We start from the raw sequence: 25,218 nt of genomic DNA, 5'->3' as shown, positions 1-25,218 counted from the left end.
TTTATTTATGTTTATTTTTTAGAATATTTACTCTTTTTTAGTGGACAGTATTTTTTTTGCGAGTTACTCTTGTATTAAGTGTATAAAGAAAATTGTATTTTACTGCTAGGGGGGAAGATTGTGTTAGAAAGGATGTCTTTTTTTGCAAAATTGTGTAAGGTAGATGAAAATCCAGAGTTAGGAATGTGGTTACTTTATGGGACGATTATTATATTAAGTGCTCTCGTCTATAATTTAGGATTTGCTAGAAAGTTGTCTGTACTAAAAAATATAGTAATATACATATCATTAGCAATTGGATGTACAGTATTAACCTTTTTTGCTGTATTTTTACCTGTTGGAGAAGGACTTGTTGTAGCGGCAATTGTACTTGGAATTTATAGATTGCGTTTGCGTCAAGCGAAACAACAAAAAGCAGGGTGAGGGGGCGAAGTTTTATGCGTTCAGTACAAGATGCACTATATAATTGGTTAACAATTAAAACAGTTGCGGAAGCACGTCCGGATGATAGTGCTGCAAAAGAAACGTATTTGTTATTTCAAAATATGATATATGAAGAACATAAATTAAAAGATGTGGAAGTTAAAAAGAACGAGGAAATGTATTTAATTACATATGAAATGAATGGGGAAAGGAAATCTGCAAGGTTTCCGCTAGAAGCCATTGATTGTTTCTTGGATCAGATGAACCGTGAGCCAGAAAAATATAAATAAGTCCTTATCTATATGAGTAAGGACTTATTTATATTTTACCAATCGTCTTCGACTTTTTTATCACGATATAATCGGAAATTACCACTTGCATGACGTTCCATTGTACGCTCTGCAATTCGTTCCGAACATTCCATGCACATATATGTATGAATAGGGCGATTACGCAGTTTTTTTGCCATAGGATTTTCATCATCTAACATATCTTTTTTATCACAAATCATACATTTGACTCTCATTTCGTCACCTCAATACGAATTCTATCAGTATAAGTATATCATGGAAGTATAATGTTTTTGAATAATAGTGGGAAAAAATAATATTTTCGCAATTCGAAAAATAAGTTATGATAAGGATATACCAAGTATGTTTGGAGGTGAAAATATGGCGAATGTAGTAGAGCCTACTTTAACAGAGGGTTTAGTACAAACGTTGCGTAAAGAGTGTATTGTGATGATAGCAACGACAGATTTCGAAAAACAAGTTCCTAACGTAAGTGCTATTTCTTGGGTGTATGCAGTGAGCAAAACTAGTATTCGATTTGCAGTAGATCAACGTTCACGTATTGTGGAAAATATAAGGCATAATACAGGTGTAGTATTGACTATAATGGCGAATGAATCCGTATTTTCCATAAGTGGTGCAGGTGAAATTTTGACAGATAGAATGGAAGGTATTTCTTTGAAATTAACTGTAATAGAAGTTAATGTGCAAGAAGTACGTGATGTTATGTTTTATGGAGCGAAACTTGCAATTGAACCAACATATGAAAAAACATACGATCTTCGGGCGGCCAAAAAGCTGGATAACGAAGTGCTAGTAGGAATAAGAGAATTATAAATGTGCTAAATAAGAAATTCGTTTATTCACTTTTGTAATCGGTTATTGTGATTTAACGTTAATAATTATAATAAAAAGTAATATATTGAATAGAAATGAATAAAGAATAAATAAAAGGTTTAATGACTATGATTTTCGATTCTACCTCGTTTACACGGTACATATAATTATAACAATGGTTCGTCCATATTTTATGGATGAAACCCTTGTTCTACAAATTTAAAAGTGGAGTCAGGGGGTAACAGGTTGGATAAAATTTATGTGTTAGATACGAATGTACTTTTGCAGGATCCTTTATCTATTTTTTCATTTGAAACCAATGAAGTAGTGATTCCAGCAGTTGTATTAGAAGAGGTTGATTCGAAAAAACGTTATATGGATGAAGTAGGACGAAATGCTCGTTATGTATCTAAGTTAATAGATAAATTTCGTGAAATAGGAAAGCTGCATGAAAGTATCCCGCTAGAAAATGGCGGAACATTTCGTATTGAATTAAACCATCGTTCATTTGTGCAACTACAAGATATTTTTGTAGAAAAAACAAATGATAATCGAATTTTAGCTGTAGCAAAAAATCTATCTTTAGAAGAACAGGAAAAAGAGGACGGGAAGTCTGTTATTTTAGTAAGTAAAGATGTACTCGTAAGGGTAAAAGCTGATGCAATTGGTTTGAAGGCTGAAGATTATTTAAGTGATCGCGTAATTGAAGTAGAAAATATATATTCTGGCTTTTTAGAAGGATATATATCAAAAGAACAATTGGATTATTTTTATGAGAAAGGTGAATTGCCTCTATCTGAAATTGCGAATCACCCTTTTTACCCAAATCAATTTGTAGTAATGAAAGATGCATTAGGGGGCTCTAGTTCTGCGCTTGGCATTGTGGATCACTTAGGTAAGAAGGTAAAGAAACTTATTTTTCACAATGAACAAGTGTGGGGGATACGACCACGAAACGTGCAGCAAATTATGGGATTAGAATTGTTGCTTCGTGAAGATATTCCGCTTGTAACATTAACGGGGAAAGCCGGCACAGGAAAAACGTTACTTGCGTTAGCTTCGGGACTTATGCAAACAGAAGACTTAGGGTTATATAAAAAGTTACTCGTTGCAAGACCAATTGTCCCAGTCGGAAAAGATATCGGTTATTTACCAGGAGAAAAAGAAGAAAAGTTAAGACCATGGATGCAACCAATTTTTGATAACCTAGAGTATTTATTTAATACGAAAAAGCCAGGAGAGTTAGATGCTATTTTAGCTGGAATGGGTTCGATTGAAGTAGAAGCCCTTACTTATATACGCGGGAGAAGTATTCCAGATCAGTTCATTATCATTGACGAAGCACAAAATTTAACAAAGCATGAAGTGAAAACGATACTAACTAGGGTAGGGGAAAAGAGTAAGATTGTATTGATGGGAGATCCTCAGCAAATTGATCACCCATATTTAGATGAATATAATAATGGCTTAACGTATGTTGTAGAGAAGTTTAAAGAACAGCGCATTAGTGGTCATGTGAAGTTTGTTAAAGGGGAGCGATCTAATTTAGCTCAACTAGCAGCAGATTTATTGTAAAAAGGAGTGAGCTTAAGCTCACTCCTTTTCTTTAAATAATTGTAAATTTACGGATGTTCCGGATTGGATTTTGTCGATTAGATCCATCATTGAAATAGAGATGAACAGGTCCGTCTTCTTTTAATGGCTTTCCTTCTTTTGAAAAACCTAGTATAGCATTTTTGACAGTTTCTAATGGAAGTGTCATTGTATGATCTACCGTTTCAATTTCAACTTGCGTAGCGTCCTCTAAAATTTCAGCGTTAGCAAGGAATGGATGAAATGGTATACCAAATGTTCCAGTAATTAGCTGTTCTTTTTTATATTTCTTTACACTTTGTTGTATCGGTGGGAAGGCAGCACCATCACGAATTTCACGATCCCAATGTTCTGAAGTGTTTTTTAAATAAGTTTCTAGTTCAGACGTGTTTTCTCTAGTTTCATCAAAGTAAGTTGTCAAATCTACTTTTCGATCATCAAAGATCCAAACAGTTGGATCAATAGTGATTGGAAAACGTACTTTTCCGTTAATAAATAAAATTTCGCTCATTGTTGTTCCCCCATTTGTGTTATACTCCCACTTTTCAGTATAATAGCATTAGACACTGTTGTCACAAAAAATGTTTCTATTGCAATTTATTAAAACTATCGCTAATATTAATAGATAGGATAGAGGAGAGTAGGACGGAAACGGAGGGAATCAATTTGGCGTCTGAGACAGTAGCAAATCATCAGGAAAAGGCACTAGCCCTTCTACAAGCGGATGCAGAGAAGATTTTAAGACTTATTAAGGTGCAAATGGACCATCTTACAATGCCGCAATGTCCATTATATGAAGAAGTGTTAGACACACAAATGTTTGGACTATCCCGCGAGGTCGATTTTGCAGTTCGCCTTGGTCTTATTGCAGAAGAACAAGGGAAAGCAATGTTAGGTGAGCTCGAACGTGAGTTATCTGCACTTCATGAAGCATTTACAAACAAACAACAATAACGGGTTCAAATAAGGGGGCTCAAACTAAATTAGTTTGAGCTTTTTATTTGTATAATAAAGCAGGAAGAATCAATGTACATATGGAATACAACAATAATTAAATTGAAACAGAAAGAGGAAATGAAATGAAAAAGGTATGGAAATCAATGGATTATTCATTATTACTTCCTCTTGTTATCTTATGTGTGCTGGGAGTAATAATGGTATATAGTTCTAGTTCCATTGTTGCGATTTCGAGGCATAACTGGCCGGCAAATTACTTTTTTAAAAAACAATTAATAACTTTAGCTATTGGAACGGTATTGTTAGTAATTGTAGCCTCGTTACCTTATAAGTTTTGGAGGAAACGAATAATTTTATCGGCGATGGGGCTAGGGAGTATTGCTTTACTAGCAGCAGCCTTGATTTTTGGTAAGGAAATAAATGGTGCAAAAGGTTGGATATTAGGTATACAGCCCGCTGAATTTGTTAAACTATCGATTATTATTATATTAGCTCGCTTTTTTGCAAGAAGACAAGAGACAAATACACCTGTTTTTAAAGGGTCGGGACTTACACTTGGTTTTGTTGGAATGGCAATGTTTTTAATTTTAAAGCAAAATGATTTAGGTACTGATTTGTTAATTGCAGGAACAGTAGGAATTATGTTTCTTTGTTCAGGAGTACGGATTAATTTATGGATTAAACGAATTGTTTTAACTTCTATAGTATGGATTCCAGCGCTATATTTTCTGGCTAATTATAAATTAAGTGGGTACCAAAAGGCCCGTTTTTCAGTTTTTCTTGATCCATTCAATGATCCTCAGAATGATGGATTCCAATTGGTAAATTCTTTTATTGGAATTGCTTCAGGAGGGCTAAACGGTCGAGGATTAGGAAATAGTGTGCAAAAATATGGATATTTACCAGAACCGCAAACAGATTTTATTATGGCTATTATATCTGAAGAGTTAGGTTTTATTGGTGTAGCTATTATTTTAATTTGCTTGCTACTTATTATTATTCGTTCATTCAGGATTGCTCAAAAATGTAAAGATCCGTTTGGAAGTTTAATTGCAATCGGAATTGCAAGTTTAATGGGAGTACAAACTTTTGTTAATGTTGGTGGTATGTCTGGATTAATACCGCTTACGGGAGTACCTTTACCGTTTATTAGTTATGGCGGGAGTTCCTTAATAGCTAATCTACTTGCGATGGGAATACTACTTAATATTGCTAGTCATGTAAAACGAGAAGAGAAACAGCAGAATGAGGTAATAAAAGAAAGAGAACAAAATGGACCACATCTTGTAGTTGTAAAATAAAAAACACATCGTGCTTTAGAGCATGATGTGTTTTTTATTTTCAAGTAGTTTTAAATATGATGTATTAATTTCTCTTTCAGTTAAAAGATATATCACATTTGTTTAAATGTGATATACAATTAAGTTGTTAGAAAAGGAAGAGGTATGCTATACTATTTTTGTGAAACAAATTGCACAGAAAACTTATCATTTGTTAAAAAATAAGGTATGATGGATAAAAATAAAGTGAAGCTTTCTAAGTATAATATAATGTGGAAAGTGAAGAACTTCACGCTTTTTAAGGTGTGTATATATTTTATCTCTAGAGTGGTAGGAAAGTAGAGGGGGAAAATCATGACAAAGCTGCAACGTATTCAAAAAGTATTGGTAGCTAACCGTGGAGAGATTGCGATTCGTGTGTTTCGAGCTTGTTCGGAACTTGGATTGAAAACAGTTGCAATCTATTCGAAAGAGGATAGTGGTTCTTATCATCGCTATAAAGCCGATGAGTCCTATTTAGTTGGGGAAGGAAAAAAACCAATTGATGCTTATCTAGATATTGAAGGCATTATTGAGATTGCAAAAAGTAATCATGTAGATGCAATCCACCCTGGATATGGTTTCTTGTCAGAAAATATTCAATTCGCGAAACGTTGCGAAGAAGAAGGAATTATCTTTATCGGTCCGAAAAGTAAGCATTTAGATATGTTTGGAGATAAAGTGAAAGCAAGAACACAAGCGCAGCTAGCACAAATTCCAGTTATACCTGGTAGTGATGGTCCAGTAGATTCATTAGAAGAAGTCGAAAAATTTGCTGAAAAGTATGATTACCCGATTATTATTAAAGCGTCCCTTGGTGGTGGCGGTCGTGGTATGCGTATTGTGCGTACTAGTGAGGAATTAGGAGAATCATATAATCGAGCAAAATCAGAAGCGAAAGCAGCCTTTGGTAATGATGAAGTTTACGTCGAAAAATTCGTTGAAAAACCTAAACATATAGAAGTACAAATTTTAGCAGATGAAGAAGGCAATGTTGTTCATTTATACGAGCGTGACTGTTCTGTACAACGTCGTCATCAAAAAGTTGTAGAAATAGCACCGAGTGTATCACTTTCAGATGATCTGCGTCAGCGTATTTGTGATGCTGCTGTGAAGTTAACGAAAAATGTAAACTATTTAAATGCAGGAACAGTAGAATTCCTTGTAAAAGATGATGAGTTTTACTTTATTGAAGTAAATCCACGTGTTCAAGTAGAACATACGATTACAGAGATGATCACAGGAGTCGATATCGTTCAATCACAAATTTTAATAGCTGATGGACATGCATTACATAGTAAAATAGTAGGTGTTCCGAAGCAAGAGGAAGTGGTTGTACACGGATTTGCAATTCAATCTCGTGTAACAACTGAAGACCCACTAAATAATTTTATGCCGGATACAGGAAAAATTATGGCGTATCGATCAGGCGGTGGTTTTGGTGTGCGTCTTGATACAGGAAATAGCTTCCAAGGTGCAGTTATTACACCATACTACGATTCTTTACTTGTAAAAGTTACAACTTGGGCACTTACTTTTGAGCAAGCTGCTGCAAAAATGGAACGTAACTTAAAAGAATTCCGTATTCGTGGTATTAAAACAAATATTCCATTCCTAGAGAATGTAGTAAAACATAAAAACTTCTTATCAGGAGAATATGATACTTCGTTTATTGATGTGTCACCTGAACTATTCTTATTCCCGAAACGTAAAGACCGCGGAACGAAAATGTTAAATTATATTGGTTCAGTAACAGTAAATGGCTTCCCAGGAGTAGGGAAAAAAGAAAAGCCAATATTCCCAGATGCTCGTATTCCATGCTTAAAACATTCAGAGCCAATCCAAAATGGAACGAAACAAATTTTGGACGAGCGTGGAGCAGATGGATTAGTAAAATGGGTACAGGATCAAAACCGTGTACTTTTAACGGATACAACATTCCGTGATGCACATCAGTCATTACTTGCAACTCGTATTCGTACAAAAGATTTACATCAAATTGCAGAGCCAACAGCGAGAATGTTACCAAACCTATTCTCAGCTGAAATGTGGGGTGGTGCAACGTTTGATGTCGCGTATCGTTTCTTAAAAGAAGATCCATGGGAACGATTACTAGATCTTCGTGAAAAAATGCCGAACGTTTTATTCCAAATGTTACTACGTTCGTCAAACGCAGTTGGCTACAAAAACTATCCAGATAATTTAATTCAAAAATTTGTGGAGTGTTCTGCTCAAGCAGGCATTGATGTGTTCCGTATTTTTGATAGTTTAAACTGGGTAGAAGGTATGAGAGTTGCAATTGATGCTGTACGAGATACTGGTAAAATTGCAGAAGCAACAATGTGCTACACAGGAGATATTCATGATCCATTACGTAGTAAATATGATTTGAATTATTATAAAAACTTAGCAAAAGAGTTGGAAGCATCGGGAGCTCACATTTTAGGTATTAAAGATATGGCTGGCTTACTAAAACCAAACGCAGCATATGATTTAGTTTCAGCATTAAAAGAGACGGTATCGATTCCGATTCACCTGCATACGCACGATACGAGTGGAAATGGTATATTAACGTATACGAAGGCAATTGAAGCAGGTGTTGATATTGTCGATGTAGCAGTGAGTTCTATGGCTGGTCAAACGTCACAACCAAGTGCGAACACGCTATACTATGCATTAGGTGGAAACGAAAGACAACCAGATGTTAATATAGATTCTTTAGAAAAACTATCTCATTATTGGGAAGATGTACGCAAATACTATGCACCGTTTGAAAGTGGTATGAATGCGCCTCATACAGAGGTATATATGCATGAAATGCCGGGTGGACAGTATAGTAATCTTCAGCAACAAGCGAAGGCGGTTGGTTTAGGAGATCGCTTTGATGAAGTGAAAGTAATGTACCGTCGTGTGAATGACATGTTTGGAGATATTGTAAAAGTAACACCGTCATCAAAAGTTGTTGGCGATATGGCGTTATTTATGGTTCAAAACCACCTGACAGAACAAGATGTTTTAGAGCGTGGACATGCTTTGGACTTCCCAGGGTCTGTTGTTGAAATGTTCTCTGGTGATTTAGGTCAACCGTACGGTGGTTTCCCGAAAGAATTGCAAAAGATTATTTTAAAAGGGAAAGAGCCGTTAACAGTAAGACCAGGTGAACTACTAGAGCCAGTAGATTTCGACGCGTTAAAAGAAGAATTATTCCATAAACTTGGACGCGAAGTAACAATTTTTGATGTAGTTGCATATGCATTATATCCAAAAGTATTTATGGACTATGAAAAAGTTGCTGAGCTTTATGGAAATGTATCTGTACTTGATACACCGACATTCTTCTATGGTATGAGACTAGGTGAAGAAATTGATGTGGAAATTGAACAAGGTAAGACATTGATGGTTAAACTTGTATCAATTGGAGAACCACAGCCGGATGGAAAGCGTGTCCTTTACTTGGAATTTAATGGTCAACCGCGTGAAATTGTCGTGAAAGACGAGAGTGTGAAAGCAACAGTTGCACAACGTGTGAAAGGAAACCGTGAAAATCCAAATCACATTAGTGCAACAATGCCAGGAACGGTAATTAAAGTAGTTGTAAAAGAAGGCGATGAAGTGAAAAAAGGCGATTCTATGGCAATTACAGAAGCGATGAAAATGGAAACGACAGTTCAAGCGCCGTTCAATGGTAAAGTGAAAAAAGTATATGTTAACGATGGTGATGCAATTCAAACGGGTGATTTACTTATTGAATTAGATCACTAAAATAAAGAAAAGAGCTGTGTAAATACAGCTCTTTTCTTTATTGCAAAAAATTCCTTGCCGAATTGGCAAGGGATTTTAGTTTTAAATTATTTTGTTTGTTTAGAAGTTGATCCGGCTTCTTTTGCATTCACTTTACTTCTTGTTCCTAACATAACTAAATAGCATAGTACGGCAAACAAGCAAGAAATGAATAGAGAATGTAACAATGCCATTGCTAAACTAGCGTTTGTAAATACAACTAAAATTCCTACTACAGCTTGAAGTGTAACAAGGATAAATGAAATGATCCATCCCCAATATACTACAGGTTGCTGTTTGTAATGACGAATAGCGAGAATCATCGCGTAAAGTATCCAAGCGAAAATTAACATTGCTGCAACTCTATGGCCCATTTGAACCCATTCATGTAGTTGAGTTGGCATAGGTCTGTTTTTGCTACATAAAGGAAAGTCTGGACAGGCTAAGCTAGCTCGTTCGTGACGTACTAAAGCACCTGTGTAGACGACGATATAACTGTAAATTGTTACACCATAAATATGAAATTTCATTTTTTTGTCCATAATAAGAGAACGTGCATCAAATTTTTGGTCAATTTCAAAGATAAGACACGTTAATAAAATGACAGAAGCAAATGAAATTAAGGAAATACCGAAATGGATAGCAAGTACAGCTGGCATTTGTCCCCAAACAACTGCTGCTGCTCCCATTAGTGCTTGTGCAACTAAAAATACGAAGGATAAAATTGCTAACGTTTTTGTTTCACGCACATGTTTATAATATTTCCAGGACAAAATACAAAGGAGAGTGACAAGAATTCCAGCTGATCCTGATGTTAATCGGTGGCTAAGTTCAATAATAGTTTCCATTGATAAATTAGATGGAACAAATTCACCGTTACAAAGTGGCCATGATTTACCACAACCTTGACCAGAACCTGTTTTTGTAACTAAAGCGCCTCCTAATAAAACTATTAATAAATCAAGGCTTGTAATGACTGCTAACCATTTAATAAAGCGTTGCAATCTCTTTCACCATCTTTCTGCTATGAAGTTATTGCGAAATATTTTCATTCCATTATGTATAGAATAAAACGCGCTAGTTCCTATGATATATAAAAAATAATAAAATAGCAAAGAAATGGAGGGGGAAGACAAGGGGGAGAAAATAGGTGTAAAAACAGGGTTCATAAGGAAAAATTTAGGTTAAAAATAGGCTGTTTTGAAAAGAAATGGGGAGAATACGTGTTAAATAGGATAAAATAGTTTATTATAGAAGGTAACATCATGTTATGATAAGGACAAGTCAGAATGAAGTTTTTTATATTCGACACAAAAAGTTCATGTTTTCTTCACAAAATGTTCGGGAAATATGATTTAATATATTGGAGTATGGGCGTAGATTAGTAGTAGAATGGGTTAACAATGTTTCTACTGTAATAATATTGCTATATAGAAGCGAATTATTTCATTTGAAATAGGCGCAAAAAGAAAGATGAAAGTTTTAAGAGGGGGTTAGAGTGATGAACCATGCAACAAGTGAGCTGCATGATGAGTCCGCTGTTACAAGTGTACCGGAAACAACTCGGATACAAGATTTAAAAGCACTCGTTAAAATGGGGATTGTAAACTCAAATACACTTACTGTATTTACAGGATTTTGGTTGGCATTACACTTTAATGGATTAAATGTAATGGACAATCTGGATAAGTTATTCTTTACAATCGTTGGTTCTGGATTAGTTATGGCAGGGGTATGTTGTTTAAACAACTACATTGATCGAGACATCGATCCATTAATGGAAAGAACAAAGACCCGTCCAACGGTTACTGGAAAGTATAAACCAGGATTTGCACTTACATTTGGACTAGTCATATTACTTCTTGGTTTTGTATTTTTATTATTAACAACACCAATGGCAGTCTTAATGGGATTTATTGGTGCTTTCACATATGTTGTTCTATATAGTTTATGGACAAAGAGAAAGTATACACTAAATACTGTTGTAGGTAGTATATCTGGTGCAGTTCCACCTTTAATTGGATGGGCAGCAATCGATCCATCTTTAGGTCATCCAATTGCTTGGATGTTATTTTTAATTATGTTTATTTGGCAAATCCCACATTTCCTTGCATTAGCGATGAAACGTGTTGATGAATATCGAAATGCAGGAATTCCAATGCTTCCTGTAGTTCATGGATTTGAAATTACGAAACGCCAAATTATGATTTGGACAGTATGTTTATTACCACTACCATTTTATATGAGTGGACTAGGGATAACATTTATGGTAATTGCAACACTGCTTAACATCGGATGGATCGCTTTAGGATTTTATGGATTCCGTAAGAAAGATGACATAAAATGGTCTGTGCAAATGTTTGTTTATTCCCTAAATTATTTAACAATCTTATTTGTATCAATGATTGTAGTTACATTCTTCTAAGACAACGACATAATTGGATTTCTTTACGTTGAGATTTACTTTACTTAACTATAAAGTACAATCTAATTCACAAGGAAAGTGGGGGTTGTTTGTATGAAGAAACAGTGGCGACTGCTTTCGTTCGTTTCACTGCTGGCTTTACTGTTAGGGGGATGCGGTAAAGCCTTTCAATCTACTTTAATTCCGCAAGGAGAAGTAGCAAAAATGCAATATGATTTACTTCTACTGGCGAGTGCAATCATGGTAGGAGTAGTACTAGTAGTTACTATTATTTTCTTGTATGTAATTGTGCGTTTCCGACAAAAGAAAGGTCAGGAAGATTATATTCCAGAGCAAGTTGAAGGAAATCACAAGCTAGAAATTATATGGACAGTTATTCCGATTATTCTTTTACTAATCTTAGCTGTTCCAACGGTTACATATACATTCAAACTTGCTGATGTAAGTGCGATGGAGAAAAAGAATATTGATAAAGATACTATCGTTGTTGATGTAACAGCGAATCTTTATTGGTGGGAATTTTCTTATAAATCAGAAAAGATAGTAACTTCGCAAGATTTAGTCATCCCCACAGGTAAGAAAGTGTATTTAAATTTGAAGGGTGCCGATATTAAACACTCATTTTGGGTTCCATCTTTAGCTGGGAAAATGGATACAAATACAGACAATGTGAACAAAATGTGGTTAAAGGCAGATAAATCGGGCACTTATAACGGTTTTTGTACAGAATTTTGCGGCCCATCACATTCTTTAATGCAATTTAAAGTGAAAGCTTTAGATGAAAGCGAGTACAAAAATTGGCTTGCTGATATGAAGAAGATTGATGGGAAGAAAGAAGTAGCTTCAACAAAGGCGCAAGAGGGCCAAGAAATATTTAATAAAAGCTGTATTGGTTGTCACGCAGTTGGATCTAATGATAGTAGACCACCTTCCGCTCGTATCGCACCAAACTTAGCAAACTTTGCGGATCGCGATATGGTTGCCGGTATTGCCGAAAACAATGAAGAAAACTTAAAAAAATGGCTGAAAGATCCTGAAAATATGAAGCCAGGAAACAAAATGACTGGCAAATATGGCAACTTAACGGATGATCAAATTGATGCATTAAATGCATACTTACAAACGTTAAAAGTTGAAAAGTAAAGAGGGATTATTCGCGAAGGGGAGGTTGAAAACGTGAGTTCTGTAGCAAAAAAACAGGGGATGGGTGCTGTCATATGGGATTATTTAACGACAGTAGACCATAAAAAGATTGCCATTCTCTATTTAATTGCAGGTGGATTGTTTTTTGTAATAGGCGGAATAGAAGCTCTATTTATTCGCCTTCAATTAGCGATTCCTAACAACGCTTTTCTTGTTGGGGATGCTTATAATCAAGTATTGACGATGCACGGTACAACAATGATTTTCCTCGCAGCTATGCCACTCGTGTTTGCATTTATGAACGCCGCTGTACCACTTCAAATTGGTGCACGTGATGTAGCGTTCCCGTTTTTGAATTCACTCGGATTTTGGTTATTTTTCTTTGGTGGAGTATTTTTAAATTTAAGTTGGTTTTTAGGTGGAGCACCTGATGCAGGATGGACATCTTATGCATCTTTAGCTTTAGCCTCTAAAGGTCATGGTGTTGATTTTTATGTACTCGGTTTGCAAATCTCAGGTATTGGTACATTAATTGGAGGGATTAACTTCCTTGTCACCATTATTAATATGCGTGCGCCAGGAATGACGTATATGCGTATGCCGATGTTTACATGGACGACATTTGTAACATCTTCGCTTATATTATTCGCTTTTCCACCGTTAACTGTAGGATTAGGACTTTTAATGTTAGATCGTTTATTTGGAACAAGTTTCTTTAATCCAGCATTGGGCGGGAATACAATTATATGGGAGCATTTATTCTGGATTTTCGGTCATCCAGAAGTATACATTCTTATACTCCCAGCTTTCGGAATATTCTCAGAAATCTTCGCGACATTTTCGAAAAAACGATTGTTTGGTTATTCATCGATGGTGTTTGCGACTGTATTAATTGGATTTTTAGGATTTATGGTATGGGCGCATCATATGTTTACTGTTGGACTTGGTCCAGTTGCTAATGCTATTTTCTCAGTTGCAACAATGGCGATTGCGGTTCCGACTGGTATCAAAATATTCAACTGGCTCTTTACAATGTGGGGCGGAAATATTCGTTTTACGACACCGATGATGTGGGCAGTAGCTTTCATTCCATCATTCGTCATGGGTGGAGTTACAGGGGTTATGCTAGCATCTGCACCAGCGGATTATCAATTTCATGATAACTATTTCGTAGTAGCACATTTTCATTATGTAATCGTTGGCGGTGTTGTATTTGGTTTACTTGCAGGAGCTCATTATTATTGGCCACTGATGTTTAATAAAGTATTAAATGAAACATTAGGAAAGATAACGTTTTGGCTATTCTTTATCGGTTTCCATTTAACGTTCTTTATTCAGCATTTCCTTGGCTTGATTGGTATGCCACGCCGTTACTACACATATCTTGAAGGGCAAGGGTTGGAAATGGGGAATATGATTAGTTCTATCGGAGCGGTGTTTATGGCTCTTGGGACGATTGTTCTTCTATTCAATGTAATTAAAACGACAGTATCAAAAGAAAAAGCTGGTCGTGATCCGTGGGATGCACGTACATTAGAATGGACGATGCCAGCACCGACACCAGAATATAACTTTAAACAACTACCATTTGTTCGCGGATTAGATCCGTTTTGGATTGAAAAACGTGAAGGTAATAAAGAGATGACAGCAGCGGAACCAGTTGGTGATATTCATATGCCAAATCCTTCGTTTTCACCATTTGTCATTTCTTTCGGATTGTTTATAGCGGCATTTGGTGCAATGTATATGCAGGGCGGAAAAGATAAGTTCTGGTTATTAGTAGCAATTATTGGTTTAATCATTACATTTGGCACAATGTTCCTACGTTCAGTAGTCGATGATCATGGATATCATATTCATAAAGAAGATTTAGAGGATAAGGGGGGCAAGGCATAATGCATGTAGATGAAAAATTAACGAATGAAACATTTCCAGCAGAGCCTGAAAAAGCAACCCTTGAAGGGAAAAACAAGTTTGTCGGTTTTTGGTTATTTCTTGGAGGCGAAACAGTGTTGTTCGCTTCCTTATTCGGAACATATTTAGCATTAAAGAATTCTACAAATGGTGGACCAACATCTCAAGAAATGTTCCAAATGCCACTCGTTTTCATTATGACGATGCTTTTATTAACGAGTAGCTTAACAAGTGTATATGCGATGTATCACATGAAAAACTTTAACTTTAAGAAAATGCAACTTTGGTTACTAGTAACTGTATTGCTAGGTTTAGGATTTTTAGGGTTTGAGATATATGAGTTTTATCATTATACACATGAATTTAAGCATACTATGAGAAGTAGTGCGTTTGGCTCTGCATTTTATGCTCTTGTTGGTACACATGGACTCCACGTATTGTTTGGGTTGTGTTGGATTTTAACATTAATCTTTAGAAATGCGAAGAGAGGTCTAAATTTATACAATGCACCGAAGTTTTATGTTGCATCGATTTATTGGCACTTTATTGACGTAGTTTGGGTGTTTATTTTCACTGTAGTATATTTAATGGGAATGGTGGGATAAACAATGGCGATAAAGCAAACGAATAATCCTAAAGTTGATCTTGTTTATCGGAAGAGAAAAAGTGCGGAGGAAATGAAGCATCAAGTTATTACGTTTGCATTAATGATTTTTTTAACATTAGTTGCATTTGTAGCAGTGGCGTATCCGAAAACTTTTAGTCCGACTTTCTCTGTGCCATTTATTTTACTATTAGCAGTGGTACAAGTAATTTTTCAATTGTATTATTTTATGCATATGAGCCATAAAGGACATGAAGCAGCAAGTTTCTTTCTTTACTCTGGCCTGCTAATAGGGTTAATTACAATTTTAGCTTTTATGACAATTGTGTGGATTTGAAAAGTGAAAAATAAGGGAGCTTGTGTTGTCACAGCTCCCTCTTCATATTATGGGATAACCTTACGAAGGTAGGTGTGAAAATGAGTAACTTGTGGATATTTGGTTTTCAGGCTTTATGGAGTCCAATTTTTTTATTATTTATGCTTTCGATTCTTATTGGGTACTTCTTAATTATTGGACCTTATAGAATGCGATTTGAAAATGCGACGAAGGTAAGTAAGAAGCAAATTTTTTATTTTACGACTGGTATTGTTCTTTTGTATTTTGTAAAGGGAGGGCCTATTGATTTAATTGGCCATATTATATTTAGTGCTCATATGTTTGAAATGGCAGTCATGTATATTGCAGTTCCACCGTTACTGTTGCTTGGTATACCAACTTGGTTATATCGTTACATTACTTCTTTTAAGTTCGTTCAAATTATATTAAAGGTATTTGCTAAACCACTTATTGCGTTGTTTGTATTTAACGGCCTGTTTTCTTTTTATCATTTACCAGTTGTTTTTGATACGGTAAAACAAAGTCAAATTGCTCATCCTATTTGTCTCGCTATATTGTTTTTTACAGCAATCATGATGTGGTGGCCGATGTTAAATCCATTACCAGAATATCAAACGTTAAGTGATATAAAGAAACTTGGTTACATGTTTGCTAATGGTATATTATTAACGCCAGCTTGTGCGTTAATAATTTTTGCGACAGCCCCGTTATTTGCAACGTATACGGATCCGGCTGCTTGGATGAAAGCGATGGAACTATGTGTACCAGCGGGCACTTTATCAGATTTAAATATAACGGGACCGGAATTTTTGCACTGGATGCCAGTAGTACAAGACCAGCAAACTGGTGGTATCATAATGAAAATTGTCCAGGAAATAGTGTACGGTACAATTATAGGCTATGTATTCTTTAGATGGGCACGTAGAGAACGTGAAAAGGATAAGGAGCAGTTGCAACAATTGCCGCCGTATTTACAAACTAAGTAAAAAAAGTGTATGGGATTCCATACGCTTTTTCTTTTTTAGTTTTAGCCTTTTATAAAAGATTGAATTTTCTAATTATTTATGTTAAGTTAGTGTAGGCGTGTACTAAAAGTGGATATAAAATTTACTACTAGCTTTCATGCGTAATAATTCCATATGTAGTGCAAGTTTTTTAGAGAGTTACAAATATATATTGTTATCTTTAATAAATACGAACTATTTTAAGGGGGAATTTAAATGGGTAGTAGTGGAAGTATGGTAAAGCCGATTAGTGGTTTTTTGACAGCGCTAATTCAATATCCAGTACCAGTAGTAGAGTCACGTGCAGACATTGATAAACAAATTCAACAAATCATAAAAACAATTCATTCGACCAAATCAGGTTACCCTGGATTAGAATTGATAGTATTTCCTGAATATAGTACACAAGGGCTCAATACAAAAAAATGGACTACAGAAGAATTTTTATGTACAGTGCCTGGGCCAGAAACAGACTTATTTGCTGAGGCATGTAAGGAATCTAAAGTATATGGTGTTTTTTCAATAATGGAAAAAAACCCTGATGGTGGAGAGCCATATAATACAGCAGTTATTATTGATCCACAAGGTGAAATGATTTTGAAGTATCGTAAGCTAAATCCTTGGGTGCCAGTCGAGCCTTGGAAAGCTGGAGATTTAGGCTTACCTGTTTGTGATGGACCTGGAGGAAGTAAATTAGCTGTTTGTATTTGTCATGATGGCATGTTTCCTGAAGTAGCTCGTGAAGCGGCCTATAAAGGTGCAAATGTCTTGATTCGTATTTCTGGATATAGCACACAAGTTAGTGAACAATGGATGCTAACCAATCGTTCAAATGCATGGCAGAATTTAATGTATACATTGTCGGTAAACTTAGCGGGTTATGATGGTGTATTTTATTACTTTGGTGAAGGACAAGTATGTAATTTTGATGGGACTACTTTAGTACAGGGGCATCGAAATCCTTGGGAGATTGTTACTGCTGAAGTATATCCAGAACTAGCAGATCAGGCTAGATTAGGATGGGGATTAGAAAATAATATATATAATCTAGGTTCAAGAGGATATGTAGCAACTCCTGGTGGGGTGAAAGAAAACCCATATACGTTTGTAAAAGATTTAGCTGAAGGTAAATATAAGGTTCCTTGGGAAGATGAGATTAAAGTAAAAGATGGATCTATTTATGGATATCCAGTAAAAAAAACGATTCATTCTTAGGGGAGGGAAAAAACAAGCGCATCATATTGATGCGCTTGTTTTTGTTAATCAATAATTTGAAGTTCTTTTAACTCTTTTTCGACATTTTGTAGGAGTTGTTCACTTTTTTGAAGTACATTCGTTGGGAAAGTCTCATCATCGCCATATTCAACGCCGTGAGGATAATAATGTTTTCCTAATAAGGGAGGGAGTAGTTTTACTTCAGCGTGTCTACTGCCAATGTCACCTTCAACAGCAACGCCTTGCACTCGCAAATAATAAACATCCTTTAATATTTCAAATTTATAATCGTATGTAACCCGTTCATAATCCCACTGTCCAGCAAGTACGAAGTGGTTGTTTTCCATGATTTCAGTTAAAAGAGTTAATTCAACGACGGCTCCATTAAATTTCGTATTTGTAAATTGCATATAATACCTCCTTTTTTAATGTTACACCATTATTTTTATAATAGTATGAATAATAAGAAAGTGCAATTCATATTGAGAGAAAAGGGATAATCCAGACTTTTTTCACAAAAATATGATATAGTGAAAAGAGTACGGTACACACAAAAAGAAAGAAAAGGATTTGTGTATATCTCAATTTTATGTTTTGTTCAGGAGGTATATCGTTTGAAGAAATTATTGCGTATCGTAATGATTACAATTTTAATTTTAGCTGTTGATTTATACGGGAAATTACTCGTTTCACAATATATATTAACCCCATCTCAATCAAAGCAAGAAAATAAAATTGTGAAAAAGAAAAAGAAAATTAAGGAAGACTCCTCAGACACTGTTTTAAATATGATTGGTGAAGACTCTGAAAATTTATTAGCGAAGTGGGGAGAACCCTCTCGAATAGAGCCATCTGCATACGGATATGAATGGTGGGTATACAATCAGGATTTAACTCAGTATGTTCAATTCGGAGTTTCTGAACGTAAAGTTATAACGGCGTACGCTGCTGGTGAACAAGTTAAGGTTCCACCTTATTATATAAATGAAAAATATGAAGAAGTATATAAAAAAAGTCCGCTTTCGCATGAAATTTCATTAAAAAGAGGGAAAAATAGTTATCAATTTGAACTATCTGATACCGAAGTCATGGAACAACCGTTAATACCTGTAGAAGATGGATGGGCGCAATTGTATTTTGATCAATTTACACATGAGCTTGTGGGTGTTCGTTATATGGATGATGAAACTTTATTACGCCAAAGACCATATCAGCTCGTTTATTCAGGTGAATTAATAGCAGAACAACCATTGACTCCAGAAAAGATAAAACAAGTAGAAAATGGGAATATGCAACAAATTTTTGATTTAACAAATATCATTCGAAGTCGTCATAAATTACCATTATTAACATGGGATCAGGAAACGGCAGATGTTGCTGTTGGTCACAGTAAAGATATGAAAGACAATAATTATTTTTCTCATGACTCACCTACATTAGGTACGCTAGGAGATCGTTTGCAGCGCGGGAAAGTAGGATTTCAACTTGCTGGTGAGAACATAGCGGCGCAACATAGTGATGGAATTGCGGCAGTGCAAGGTTGGTTAAATAGTGAGGGGCATAGAAAGAATTTATTAAATGAACAATTTACAGGATTAGGTGTTGGTGTATACGATAAATTTTATACACAAAACTTTATTCGAAAATAAAGCGAAACTGTAAGCGGTGGGGTGTTACATCACCTAATTAGTTACTTCGTATTCACTGAATTGTAGGTGGGAATCTGACCGTATGCAAATAGCAGAAAAAAAGGTGCATGAATCGTCTAAAAATAGGCGAACCATGCGCCTTTTTTTTCTTACTATATAGTAGATATACATGGAGAGGTGAGGATTATGCCAACAACAAAAGGGCCGTTACATCCATCGGTTCAACAGTTTAAAGAATTTGTAAACCATCACCCTAAAATGGTTCATGAGGTTAGAAGTGGTCACAAAACTTGGCAACAATTTTATGAAGAATGGTACTTACTTGGTGAAGAAGATCCAATATGGGCAACTTATAGACCGGATGGAGCGCCTGCGTTTTCTTCGGTAAAAGAAAATAAAAAAGAAAAAGATAATCGAACTGAAGAGGAAAAAACTGCTGATGTGATGGGGCAAATGCTTTCTTTTTTTAAAAAGTTGGACGTGGAACAAATGCAGAACCATTTAGCTAATGTGACGAGTGCTATTGGGAGCGTGCAACAAGTTATTCAGCAATTTCAAGGTAACCGTACGCAGCAAGAACAAAGTACTTCAGAAAATAACCCGTTTTTCTTTCAAAAGGATTAGGGGGAAAGATGATGAGAGCAGAAATTATGGAGTTTATAAAGGCTGATGAGGATTTATCTCGCTATATTAGAGAGCAACCGTACTGGTATAGAAAATTAACACGAAATCCTGAAGAAAAAGAGGCTTTTGAGTTAGCGGCGATGCAACATTTCAAAAAAACAATACCAGATAAAGTGGAAAAATTTCAAAATCAATTGGCTGTTGCTTCGATCATGATTGATATGTTTCAGTATATGAAGCAACAAAATGCAACCTAATTGTAAGTGAAAAATATGTCCGTCATGCAGAACTTTTGTTACAATAGAGATTGATTATTTAAAAAGGAGTTGCAGCATGACGGAAATTTGTTTAGTACGACATGGACAAACTGATTGGAATTTTCAAGAAATTATTCAGGGGCGAGAAGATATTCCGCTTAATGAAGTTGGTAAGAAGCAAGCGAGTCAAAGTGCAGCTGCTTTACAAGAAGAAACGTGGGATATCATTATAAGTAGCCCGTTAATTAGAGCGCAAGAAACGGCTAATGAAATCGCAAAGGCGGCTGGATTACAATCGATTTTATTAGATGATCGATTTGTTGAACGGAATTTTGGAGAAGCTTCAGGGAAGCCAGTTGCGACTGTTAGAGAGTTGATTGCTGAGGGTAAAGTAGAAGGTATGGAGCAAGATGAAGAGATTGTAGCTCGTTGCTTTGCTGCTTTAGAAGATGTTGCAACAACTCATTTTGGCAAACGTATTATTATTGTTGCTCACTCACACGCGATAAAAGCAATTTTACATGCCATTGAACCAGATGAAATTACATTTAAGACACCATTAAAAAATGCGTGTATTAGTTATGTGAAACAAAATAGTGGTAAATGGGATGTTCTTAAATATAATATAGCGGAACATATTAATGTATAAGTGTGTACGGATATAGTGTGAAAATAGTTTCATTATATCTTTCTTTTGAGTAAGTCACTTCAATTAGTAGTTCTAATCTAAATGTGGTATGATGGATACTCGGAGGTGTCTCTCATGATTGTAGCGACGCTAGAAAGCGTATTAATATTAGATAAGGCAGAGCAGCTTGCAAAAGCGATTATCTGTTCAGATATAGCAGAAGATTATCGTAAGTATTATAGAGAATTACATGAAGATATGGAACTTCAGACGTTAATTCAGCAATTTACAGCGATGAAAGAACGGTATGAGGAAGTACAGCGTTTTGGAAAATACCATCCTGACTACACTACCGTATCGATGAAAATGAGAGAATTAAAGCGTTCTGTGGACTTACATGATAAGGTTGCAGCTTTTAAAAGAGCAGAAACTGCTTTGCAGAAGTTATTAGATGAAGTTAGTGTAGCAATCGGTTCGGAAGTGTCTTCTTCCATTAAAGTGCCAACAGGGAATCCATTCTTTGATGCTGGTGGCTGTGGTGGAGGTTGTGGTACTGGCGGAGGTTGTGGTTGTAAAAAAACGGGGTGATGTACCCCGTTTTTTAGAAGTTGGAAGAAAACGTATACAGAGTTTGTCCTGTAATGTTATAAATTTCTGATTGGTTTTCATAGAATATAAAATATATGTTTTTAAAAGGAGAAGATGGAGAAGATTATGTTCGGGCAACGACAAAGTATGATTGTTTATTTACATTCATTGAAACATGCCAAGATTTTAAGGAAATATGGTAACATACATTACATATCAAAACGATTAAAATATGCTGTAGTATATTGTGACATGGAACAAATTGAGCATATGATGCATAAATTGAACAAACTTCCTTTTGTGAAAAAGATAGAACAGTCGTATCGCCCGTATTTAAAAACGGAATTTGAAAATTCCCGTCCTGATCGAGCAAAAGAATACGATTATAGCTAATAGAAAAAATCCCCTGCTAAATTTAGCGGGGGATTTTTTAATTGAAATAAAGTGTTATTTCATCGGAGGAATGAAATTGTTCATTCGTAAAATACCAATTAAATGATTAAAAAATAGTTCTTTTTCTGGGAAAGTTGTAGATGGCTTTACAGTAAAAGTAGCCACTTTTTTTCCGAGTTGCCCTGCCGTTTCTTCAAATAAAATGACACGTTTACTTTTTTTATTTTCAAATACAGGAATGCCTTCACGACATATGTATAATGGTTGGAAATCACCAGTAGTAGTTGGTTTTAATATTACAACAAGCGAACACACTTTTTTATCGTTTTTTATCGTTTCAAATTGTAACATATGTGCTATACGTTCTTGATTTGTTTTGGCAATTTCAAGTAATTCATATAAATCAGAGTAGCCTTCTCCGAGTTCTATAAAGCGTTGAATCATATTTTTTCCTCCTCTTTCTTTTACTGTACCATTTCACTTTTTAAATGAAAAGCACACAAAGAAAAAAAACCCTGCATAGCAGGGCCCTTCTTATACTAGCATGTACTAGTAAGAAGGCAAAGGGAGAGGAGAAACCGGAGGAAGAACTTATGGGGAAACGTAAGTCTTCTCCGCGGTTGGCAACAACATCGAAGGTGATGTTGTTATAATTATTTATGTCCAATCTAAATGAAGATATACATAATGAAATTAAATTTTATGTCAGGCTTTTTATTTTTCTTTTTTTTATTTTGTGATAGGATAAAAAAGATAAAGTGGAACTAATATACATATTGGATTCATATTAGTGAATGATGAGATGAATACATAAAAATAATGAGTGGTTATTTGATGCTGAGTTTTCTAATATTTTGGTGAATGTAATTTGTTAACGGTTACCGAAGTGGGAATGGCTTTCTATAATCGCTCGATAGATTGAAATAAAGGTAGTGACAACAGATGAGAGTAGTTTCAGGAAAATGTAAAGGACACCCACTTAAAGCGGTTCCTGGTAATACAACACGTCCAACGACAGATAAAGTAAAAGAATCTATTTTTAATATGATAGGTCCTTATTTTGATGGTGGTATCGCCCTTGATTTATTTGGTGGTAGTGGTGGCCTTGGAATTGAGGCTTTGAGCAGAGGGATCGATAAAGCGATTTTTGTTGATAGGGATAGTAAAGCGATAAAAGTAATTCATCAAAATTTAGAAAGTTGTAGAATACAGGAACAAGCTGAAGTATATCGAAATGATGCGGAACGTGCAGTAAAGGCGCTTATAAAACGTGAAATGTCATTCGATCTTATATTAATAGACCCACCATATAAAGAGCAAAAAATTGTATCTTTAATTAGTGTAATGGATCAACATGGATTGCTACATAGTGATGGATTAATTATGGCAGAGCATGGTAATGATGTGGTTTTACCTGATTCAATAGGAAAGCTTGTAAAAGTACGAGCTGAGAATTATGGGATTACTGCAATATCGATTTATAAGTATGAAGGTGAGGGGACAGAATGACAAGTATAGCTATTTCTTCAGGAAGTTTTGATCCAATTACCCTTGGGCATCTGGATATTATTAAAAGGGGAGCAAAAGTATTTGATGAGGTGTACGTAGTCGTTTTAAACAATTCATCTAAAAAACCATTCTTTTCAGTTGAAGAGCGATTAGAACTAATTCGAGAAGCGACAAAGGATATCCCGAATGTAAAAGTAGATTCGCATAGTGGGCTGTTAGTAGAGTATGCAAAAATGCGTAATGCAAATGCAATATTACGTGGTTTACGAGCAGTTTCTGATTTTGAATATGAGATGCAAATTACTTCTATGAATCGAAAATTAGATGAAAATATTGAAACATTTTTTATTATGACAAACAACCAATATTCATTTTTAAGCTCGAGTATTGTGAAAGAAGTTGCGAGGTATGGAGGAAGTGTAGTAGATCTTGTGCCTCCTATTGTAGAGCGTGCTTTAAAAGAAAAGTTTCAAACCCCGTTAAAGTGAACGGGGTTTTTCTTTATACGTGCGAAAAAATAATAAAATAACATATAAATATAGACAAAATAATGTGAAAATTGGTCCGTAATGTATAAAAGATGTCCAAATTTCATGTAGTATAGAAGGATGCTTGGATAAAAATACAGGAATATCTTTTTGCATAGGTGAGAAAGAACTTACTTTCTCATAAAATGGTGTCCAAAATATAAATGTAAAAATAGGGGCAAGAATACTTTGAATAATTCGTGCGAAAAAATAGGGTTTAAATCGGATGTCTGTTTCAGCTAATATGCTAGCAACTTGTGCCTGAATAGAAAGACCGCTAAATGCTAAAATGAAGCTTGTTACCATAGCTTGTTGTAAGAGGGGTGTTTCATTTATTTGACTAATCATTTGGCTTCCGAGTGTCATTTCGAAAACACCTGATAATATAGGTATACTAAAATCTGTACTTAGTTGGAAGAATGATAAAATATGTTGCATAATAAAAGAAAGAGCTGCTGTGATGTGGAATACAGTAATCATTTTATTTAACACAGAGAATAAAATAATAAATCCGCCAATCATAAGTAATGTTTGAATAGAAGAAACGATAGCATCCCCAAGTAATTTACCGATTGGTCTTTTTTCTTGTAAGCGTGTCTCGTGAAGAATTAAAAAAGGGTTTTGAAAGCGGCGTTTTTTTGTAGTGTGTGTATTATTTTTGTAAGCGGTATTATGGCCGTAAAAACGCATAATTAATCCGACAGCAAAGTTACTTAAATAATGGGCAGCCGCTAATATAATCCCTAATTTCGGATTATTAAAAAAACCGATAGACACAGCACCGAAAATAAAAAGTGGATTAGAAGAATTTGTGAAAGAAACGAGGCGCTCCGCTTCAATCTGAGTTAAAAGGTTGCTTTTTCGTAGTCTAGCGCTTAGTTTGGCGCCTGCAGGGAAACCTGAAGCCATTCCCATTGCCCAAACGAATCCACCTATCCCTGGAACGCGAAAAAGTGGGCGCATGAGTGGTTCTAATATAACGCCAATAAATTTTACAACACCGATACTAATTAGAAGTTCCGCAATGATGAAAAACGGTAGTAGTGAAGGGAATACAACTTCCCACCATATATTTAACCCGCGAATAGAAGCTTGTAAAGCTGCTTGGGGGTGGAGTACAAGAGAAAAGGTTAAAAAAAGCGTTGATATGGTAAGGAAAGCGGTTTTCCATTTTTCATACATGTAAGTAAATCCCCCTTTGT

The 25,218-nt window shown here is 35.4% G+C and carries 28 protein-coding genes; 22 read left to right on the top strand and 6 right to left on the bottom strand.

Annotation, left to right across the window (positions count from 1 at the left end; all coding sequences use genetic code 11):
• The first annotated feature begins 120 nt into the window (after positions 1-120).
• Entirely contained in the window at positions 121-423 is a 303-nt protein-coding gene (locus ACTJJY_RS09800) for a YlaH-like family protein (protein WP_000893662.1), read from the top strand.
• Positions 424-437: 14 nt separating this feature from the next.
• Complete coding sequence (locus tag ACTJJY_RS09795) at positions 438-713, top strand: hypothetical protein (RefSeq protein WP_001258136.1); 276 nt, start codon at positions 438-440, stop codon at positions 711-713.
• 35 nt (positions 714-748) lie between these two features.
• Here the strand turns inward: ACTJJY_RS09795 and ACTJJY_RS09790 are convergent, their stop codons facing one another.
• Positions 749-949, bottom strand: coding sequence for a YlaI family protein (locus tag ACTJJY_RS09790; RefSeq protein ID WP_001995040.1), 201 nt, complete (start codon positions 947-949; stop codon positions 749-751).
• A 145-nt stretch (positions 950-1,094) separates the two neighbouring features.
• Between ACTJJY_RS09790 and ACTJJY_RS09785 the strand changes: the two genes are divergently transcribed.
• Together ACTJJY_RS09785 and ACTJJY_RS09780 are read left to right on the top strand one after the other, a co-directional pair.
• Positions 1,095-1,550, top strand: coding sequence for a pyridoxamine 5'-phosphate oxidase family protein (locus ACTJJY_RS09785; RefSeq protein WP_000024600.1), 456 nt, complete (start codon positions 1,095-1,097; stop codon positions 1,548-1,550).
• A gap of 246 nt (positions 1,551-1,796) precedes the next feature.
• Positions 1,797-3,125: a PhoH family protein gene (locus ACTJJY_RS09780; RefSeq protein WP_000358083.1), complete on the top strand. Its 1,329-nt coding sequence runs from the start codon at positions 1,797-1,799 to the stop codon at positions 3,123-3,125.
• 31 nt (positions 3,126-3,156) lie between these two features.
• On the opposite strand, the gene ACTJJY_RS09775 is transcribed toward ACTJJY_RS09780, so the two are convergent.
• Positions 3,157-3,654, bottom strand: a complete 498-nt coding sequence (locus tag ACTJJY_RS09775) for a hypothetical protein (protein WP_001289810.1) — start codon at positions 3,652-3,654, stop codon at positions 3,157-3,159.
• A 155-nt stretch (positions 3,655-3,809) separates the two neighbouring features.
• On the opposite strand from ACTJJY_RS09775, the gene ACTJJY_RS09770 reads away from it, so the two are divergent.
• The 3 genes from ACTJJY_RS09770 (at position 3,810) to pyc (ending at position 9,181) form a co-directional block, all read left to right on the top strand.
• A complete protein-coding gene (locus tag ACTJJY_RS09770) occupies positions 3,810-4,097 on the top strand; it encodes a YlaN family protein (protein ID WP_000135694.1) in 288 nt (95 codons plus the stop codon).
• Between the two features lie 125 nt (positions 4,098-4,222).
• Complete coding sequence (locus tag ACTJJY_RS09765; protein WP_000758410.1) at positions 4,223-5,401, top strand: FtsW/RodA/SpoVE family cell cycle protein; 1,179 nt, start codon at positions 4,223-4,225, stop codon at positions 5,399-5,401.
• A 333-nt stretch (positions 5,402-5,734) separates the two neighbouring features.
• The gene (gene pyc / locus ACTJJY_RS09760) at positions 5,735-9,181 is read left to right on the top strand and encodes a pyruvate carboxylase (RefSeq protein ID WP_440605434.1); all 3,447 of its coding nucleotides are present in this window, start codon (positions 5,735-5,737) and stop codon (positions 9,179-9,181) included.
• Positions 9,182-9,267: 86 nt separating this feature from the next.
• Here pyc and ctaA read toward each other — a convergent pair whose 3' ends face one another.
• Positions 9,268-10,203, bottom strand: coding sequence for a heme A synthase (gene ctaA, locus ACTJJY_RS09755; protein ID WP_001188740.1), 936 nt, complete (start codon positions 10,201-10,203; stop codon positions 9,268-9,270).
• A 497-nt stretch (positions 10,204-10,700) separates the two neighbouring features.
• On the opposite strand from ctaA, the gene ctaB reads away from it, so the two are divergent.
• From ctaB to ACTJJY_RS09720, 7 genes are all read left to right on the top strand, one after another.
• Entirely contained in the window at positions 10,701-11,624 is a 924-nt protein-coding gene (gene ctaB / locus ACTJJY_RS09750; protein ID WP_440605433.1) for a protoheme IX farnesyltransferase, read from the top strand.
• Between the two features lie 93 nt (positions 11,625-11,717).
• Complete coding sequence (gene coxB, locus ACTJJY_RS09745; RefSeq protein ID WP_000745273.1) at positions 11,718-12,767, top strand: cytochrome c oxidase subunit II; 1,050 nt, start codon at positions 11,718-11,720, stop codon at positions 12,765-12,767.
• A gap of 60 nt (positions 12,768-12,827) precedes the next feature.
• On the top strand, positions 12,828-14,663 hold the full coding sequence (gene ctaD, locus ACTJJY_RS09740; protein WP_440605447.1) for a cytochrome c oxidase subunit I: 1,836 nt from the start codon (positions 12,828-12,830) through the stop codon (positions 14,661-14,663).
• Positions 14,663-15,286, top strand: coding sequence for a cytochrome c oxidase subunit III (gene ctaE, locus ACTJJY_RS09735; protein WP_000557861.1), 624 nt, complete (start codon positions 14,663-14,665; stop codon positions 15,284-15,286). Before ctaD ends, ctaE begins: the two co-directional genes overlap by 1 nt.
• Before the next feature lie 3 nt (positions 15,287-15,289).
• A complete protein-coding gene (ctaF, locus tag ACTJJY_RS09730) occupies positions 15,290-15,622 on the top strand; it encodes a cytochrome c oxidase subunit IVB (protein WP_000985703.1) in 333 nt (110 codons plus the stop codon).
• 80 nt (positions 15,623-15,702) lie between these two features.
• Positions 15,703-16,608 (top strand): cytochrome c oxidase assembly factor CtaG, encoded by a 906-nt coding sequence (ctaG, locus tag ACTJJY_RS09725; RefSeq protein ID WP_000069031.1) that lies wholly within the window; start codon positions 15,703-15,705, stop codon positions 16,606-16,608.
• Positions 16,609-16,842: 234 nt separating this feature from the next.
• On the top strand, positions 16,843-17,841 hold the full coding sequence (locus ACTJJY_RS09720; protein WP_000535802.1) for a formamidase: 999 nt from the start codon (positions 16,843-16,845) through the stop codon (positions 17,839-17,841).
• A 44-nt stretch (positions 17,842-17,885) separates the two neighbouring features.
• Here ACTJJY_RS09720 and ACTJJY_RS09715 read toward each other — a convergent pair whose 3' ends face one another.
• Positions 17,886-18,251 carry a YugN family protein gene (locus ACTJJY_RS09715; protein ID WP_001160948.1) on the bottom strand — a complete coding sequence of 122 codons (366 nt, stop codon included), beginning with the start codon at positions 18,249-18,251 and terminating at the stop codon, positions 17,886-17,888.
• 204 nt (positions 18,252-18,455) lie between these two features.
• Here ACTJJY_RS09715 and ACTJJY_RS09710 point away from each other — a divergent pair, with 204 nt between their 5' ends.
• The 6 genes from ACTJJY_RS09710 to ACTJJY_RS09685 all read left to right on the top strand — a co-directional run bounded on the left by ACTJJY_RS09710 (position 18,456) and on the right by ACTJJY_RS09685 (position 21,980).
• Positions 18,456-19,490 (top strand): CAP domain-containing protein, encoded by a 1,035-nt coding sequence (locus tag ACTJJY_RS09710; protein ID WP_353810644.1) that lies wholly within the window; start codon positions 18,456-18,458, stop codon positions 19,488-19,490.
• 186 nt (positions 19,491-19,676) lie between these two features.
• Complete coding sequence (locus tag ACTJJY_RS09705; protein ID WP_001143346.1) at positions 19,677-20,114, top strand: YlbD family protein; 438 nt, start codon at positions 19,677-19,679, stop codon at positions 20,112-20,114.
• An 11-nt stretch (positions 20,115-20,125) separates the two neighbouring features.
• Positions 20,126-20,371 carry a YlbE-like family protein gene (locus ACTJJY_RS09700; protein WP_001200990.1) on the top strand — a complete coding sequence of 82 codons (246 nt, stop codon included), beginning with the start codon at positions 20,126-20,128 and terminating at the stop codon, positions 20,369-20,371.
• Positions 20,372-20,447: 76 nt separating this feature from the next.
• Entirely contained in the window at positions 20,448-21,020 is a 573-nt protein-coding gene (locus ACTJJY_RS09695) for a histidine phosphatase family protein (protein ID WP_000134944.1), read from the top strand.
• A gap of 114 nt (positions 21,021-21,134) precedes the next feature.
• Positions 21,135-21,587 carry a YlbF family regulator gene (locus ACTJJY_RS09690; protein WP_000634366.1) on the top strand — a complete coding sequence of 151 codons (453 nt, stop codon included), beginning with the start codon at positions 21,135-21,137 and terminating at the stop codon, positions 21,585-21,587.
• A 126-nt stretch (positions 21,588-21,713) separates the two neighbouring features.
• Complete coding sequence (locus ACTJJY_RS09685) at positions 21,714-21,980, top strand: YlbG family protein (protein WP_002082261.1); 267 nt, start codon at positions 21,714-21,716, stop codon at positions 21,978-21,980.
• Between the two features lie 54 nt (positions 21,981-22,034).
• On the opposite strand, the gene ACTJJY_RS09680 is transcribed toward ACTJJY_RS09685, so the two are convergent.
• A complete protein-coding gene (locus tag ACTJJY_RS09680) occupies positions 22,035-22,424 on the bottom strand; it encodes a DUF7147 family protein (protein ID WP_440605432.1) in 390 nt (129 codons plus the stop codon).
• Positions 22,425-22,922: 498 nt separating this feature from the next.
• Here ACTJJY_RS09680 and rsmD point away from each other — a divergent pair, with 498 nt between their 5' ends.
• Positions 22,923-23,489, top strand: coding sequence for a 16S rRNA (guanine(966)-N(2))-methyltransferase RsmD (gene rsmD, locus ACTJJY_RS09675; protein WP_001266976.1), 567 nt, complete (start codon positions 22,923-22,925; stop codon positions 23,487-23,489).
• Positions 23,486-23,977, top strand: coding sequence for a pantetheine-phosphate adenylyltransferase (coaD, locus tag ACTJJY_RS09670; RefSeq protein ID WP_000200601.1), 492 nt, complete (start codon positions 23,486-23,488; stop codon positions 23,975-23,977). The genes rsmD and coaD overlap by 4 nt, the downstream gene beginning before the upstream one ends.
• Here coaD and ylbJ read toward each other — a convergent pair.
• Positions 23,969-25,198, bottom strand: coding sequence for a sporulation integral membrane protein YlbJ (gene ylbJ, locus ACTJJY_RS09665; RefSeq protein WP_000273089.1), 1,230 nt, complete (start codon positions 25,196-25,198; stop codon positions 23,969-23,971). The genes coaD and ylbJ overlap by 9 nt on opposite strands.
• Positions 25,199-25,218 lie beyond the last annotated feature (20 nt).

This window comes from Bacillus sp. 22475 (genome assembly GCF_052044835.1).
GTDB classification, from domain to species: domain Bacteria; phylum Bacillota; class Bacilli; order Bacillales; family Bacillaceae_G; genus Bacillus_A; species Bacillus_A cereus.
The sequence above is the reverse complement of the archived record's forward strand: the minus strand, read 5'-3'. Positions and strand labels throughout refer to the sequence as shown.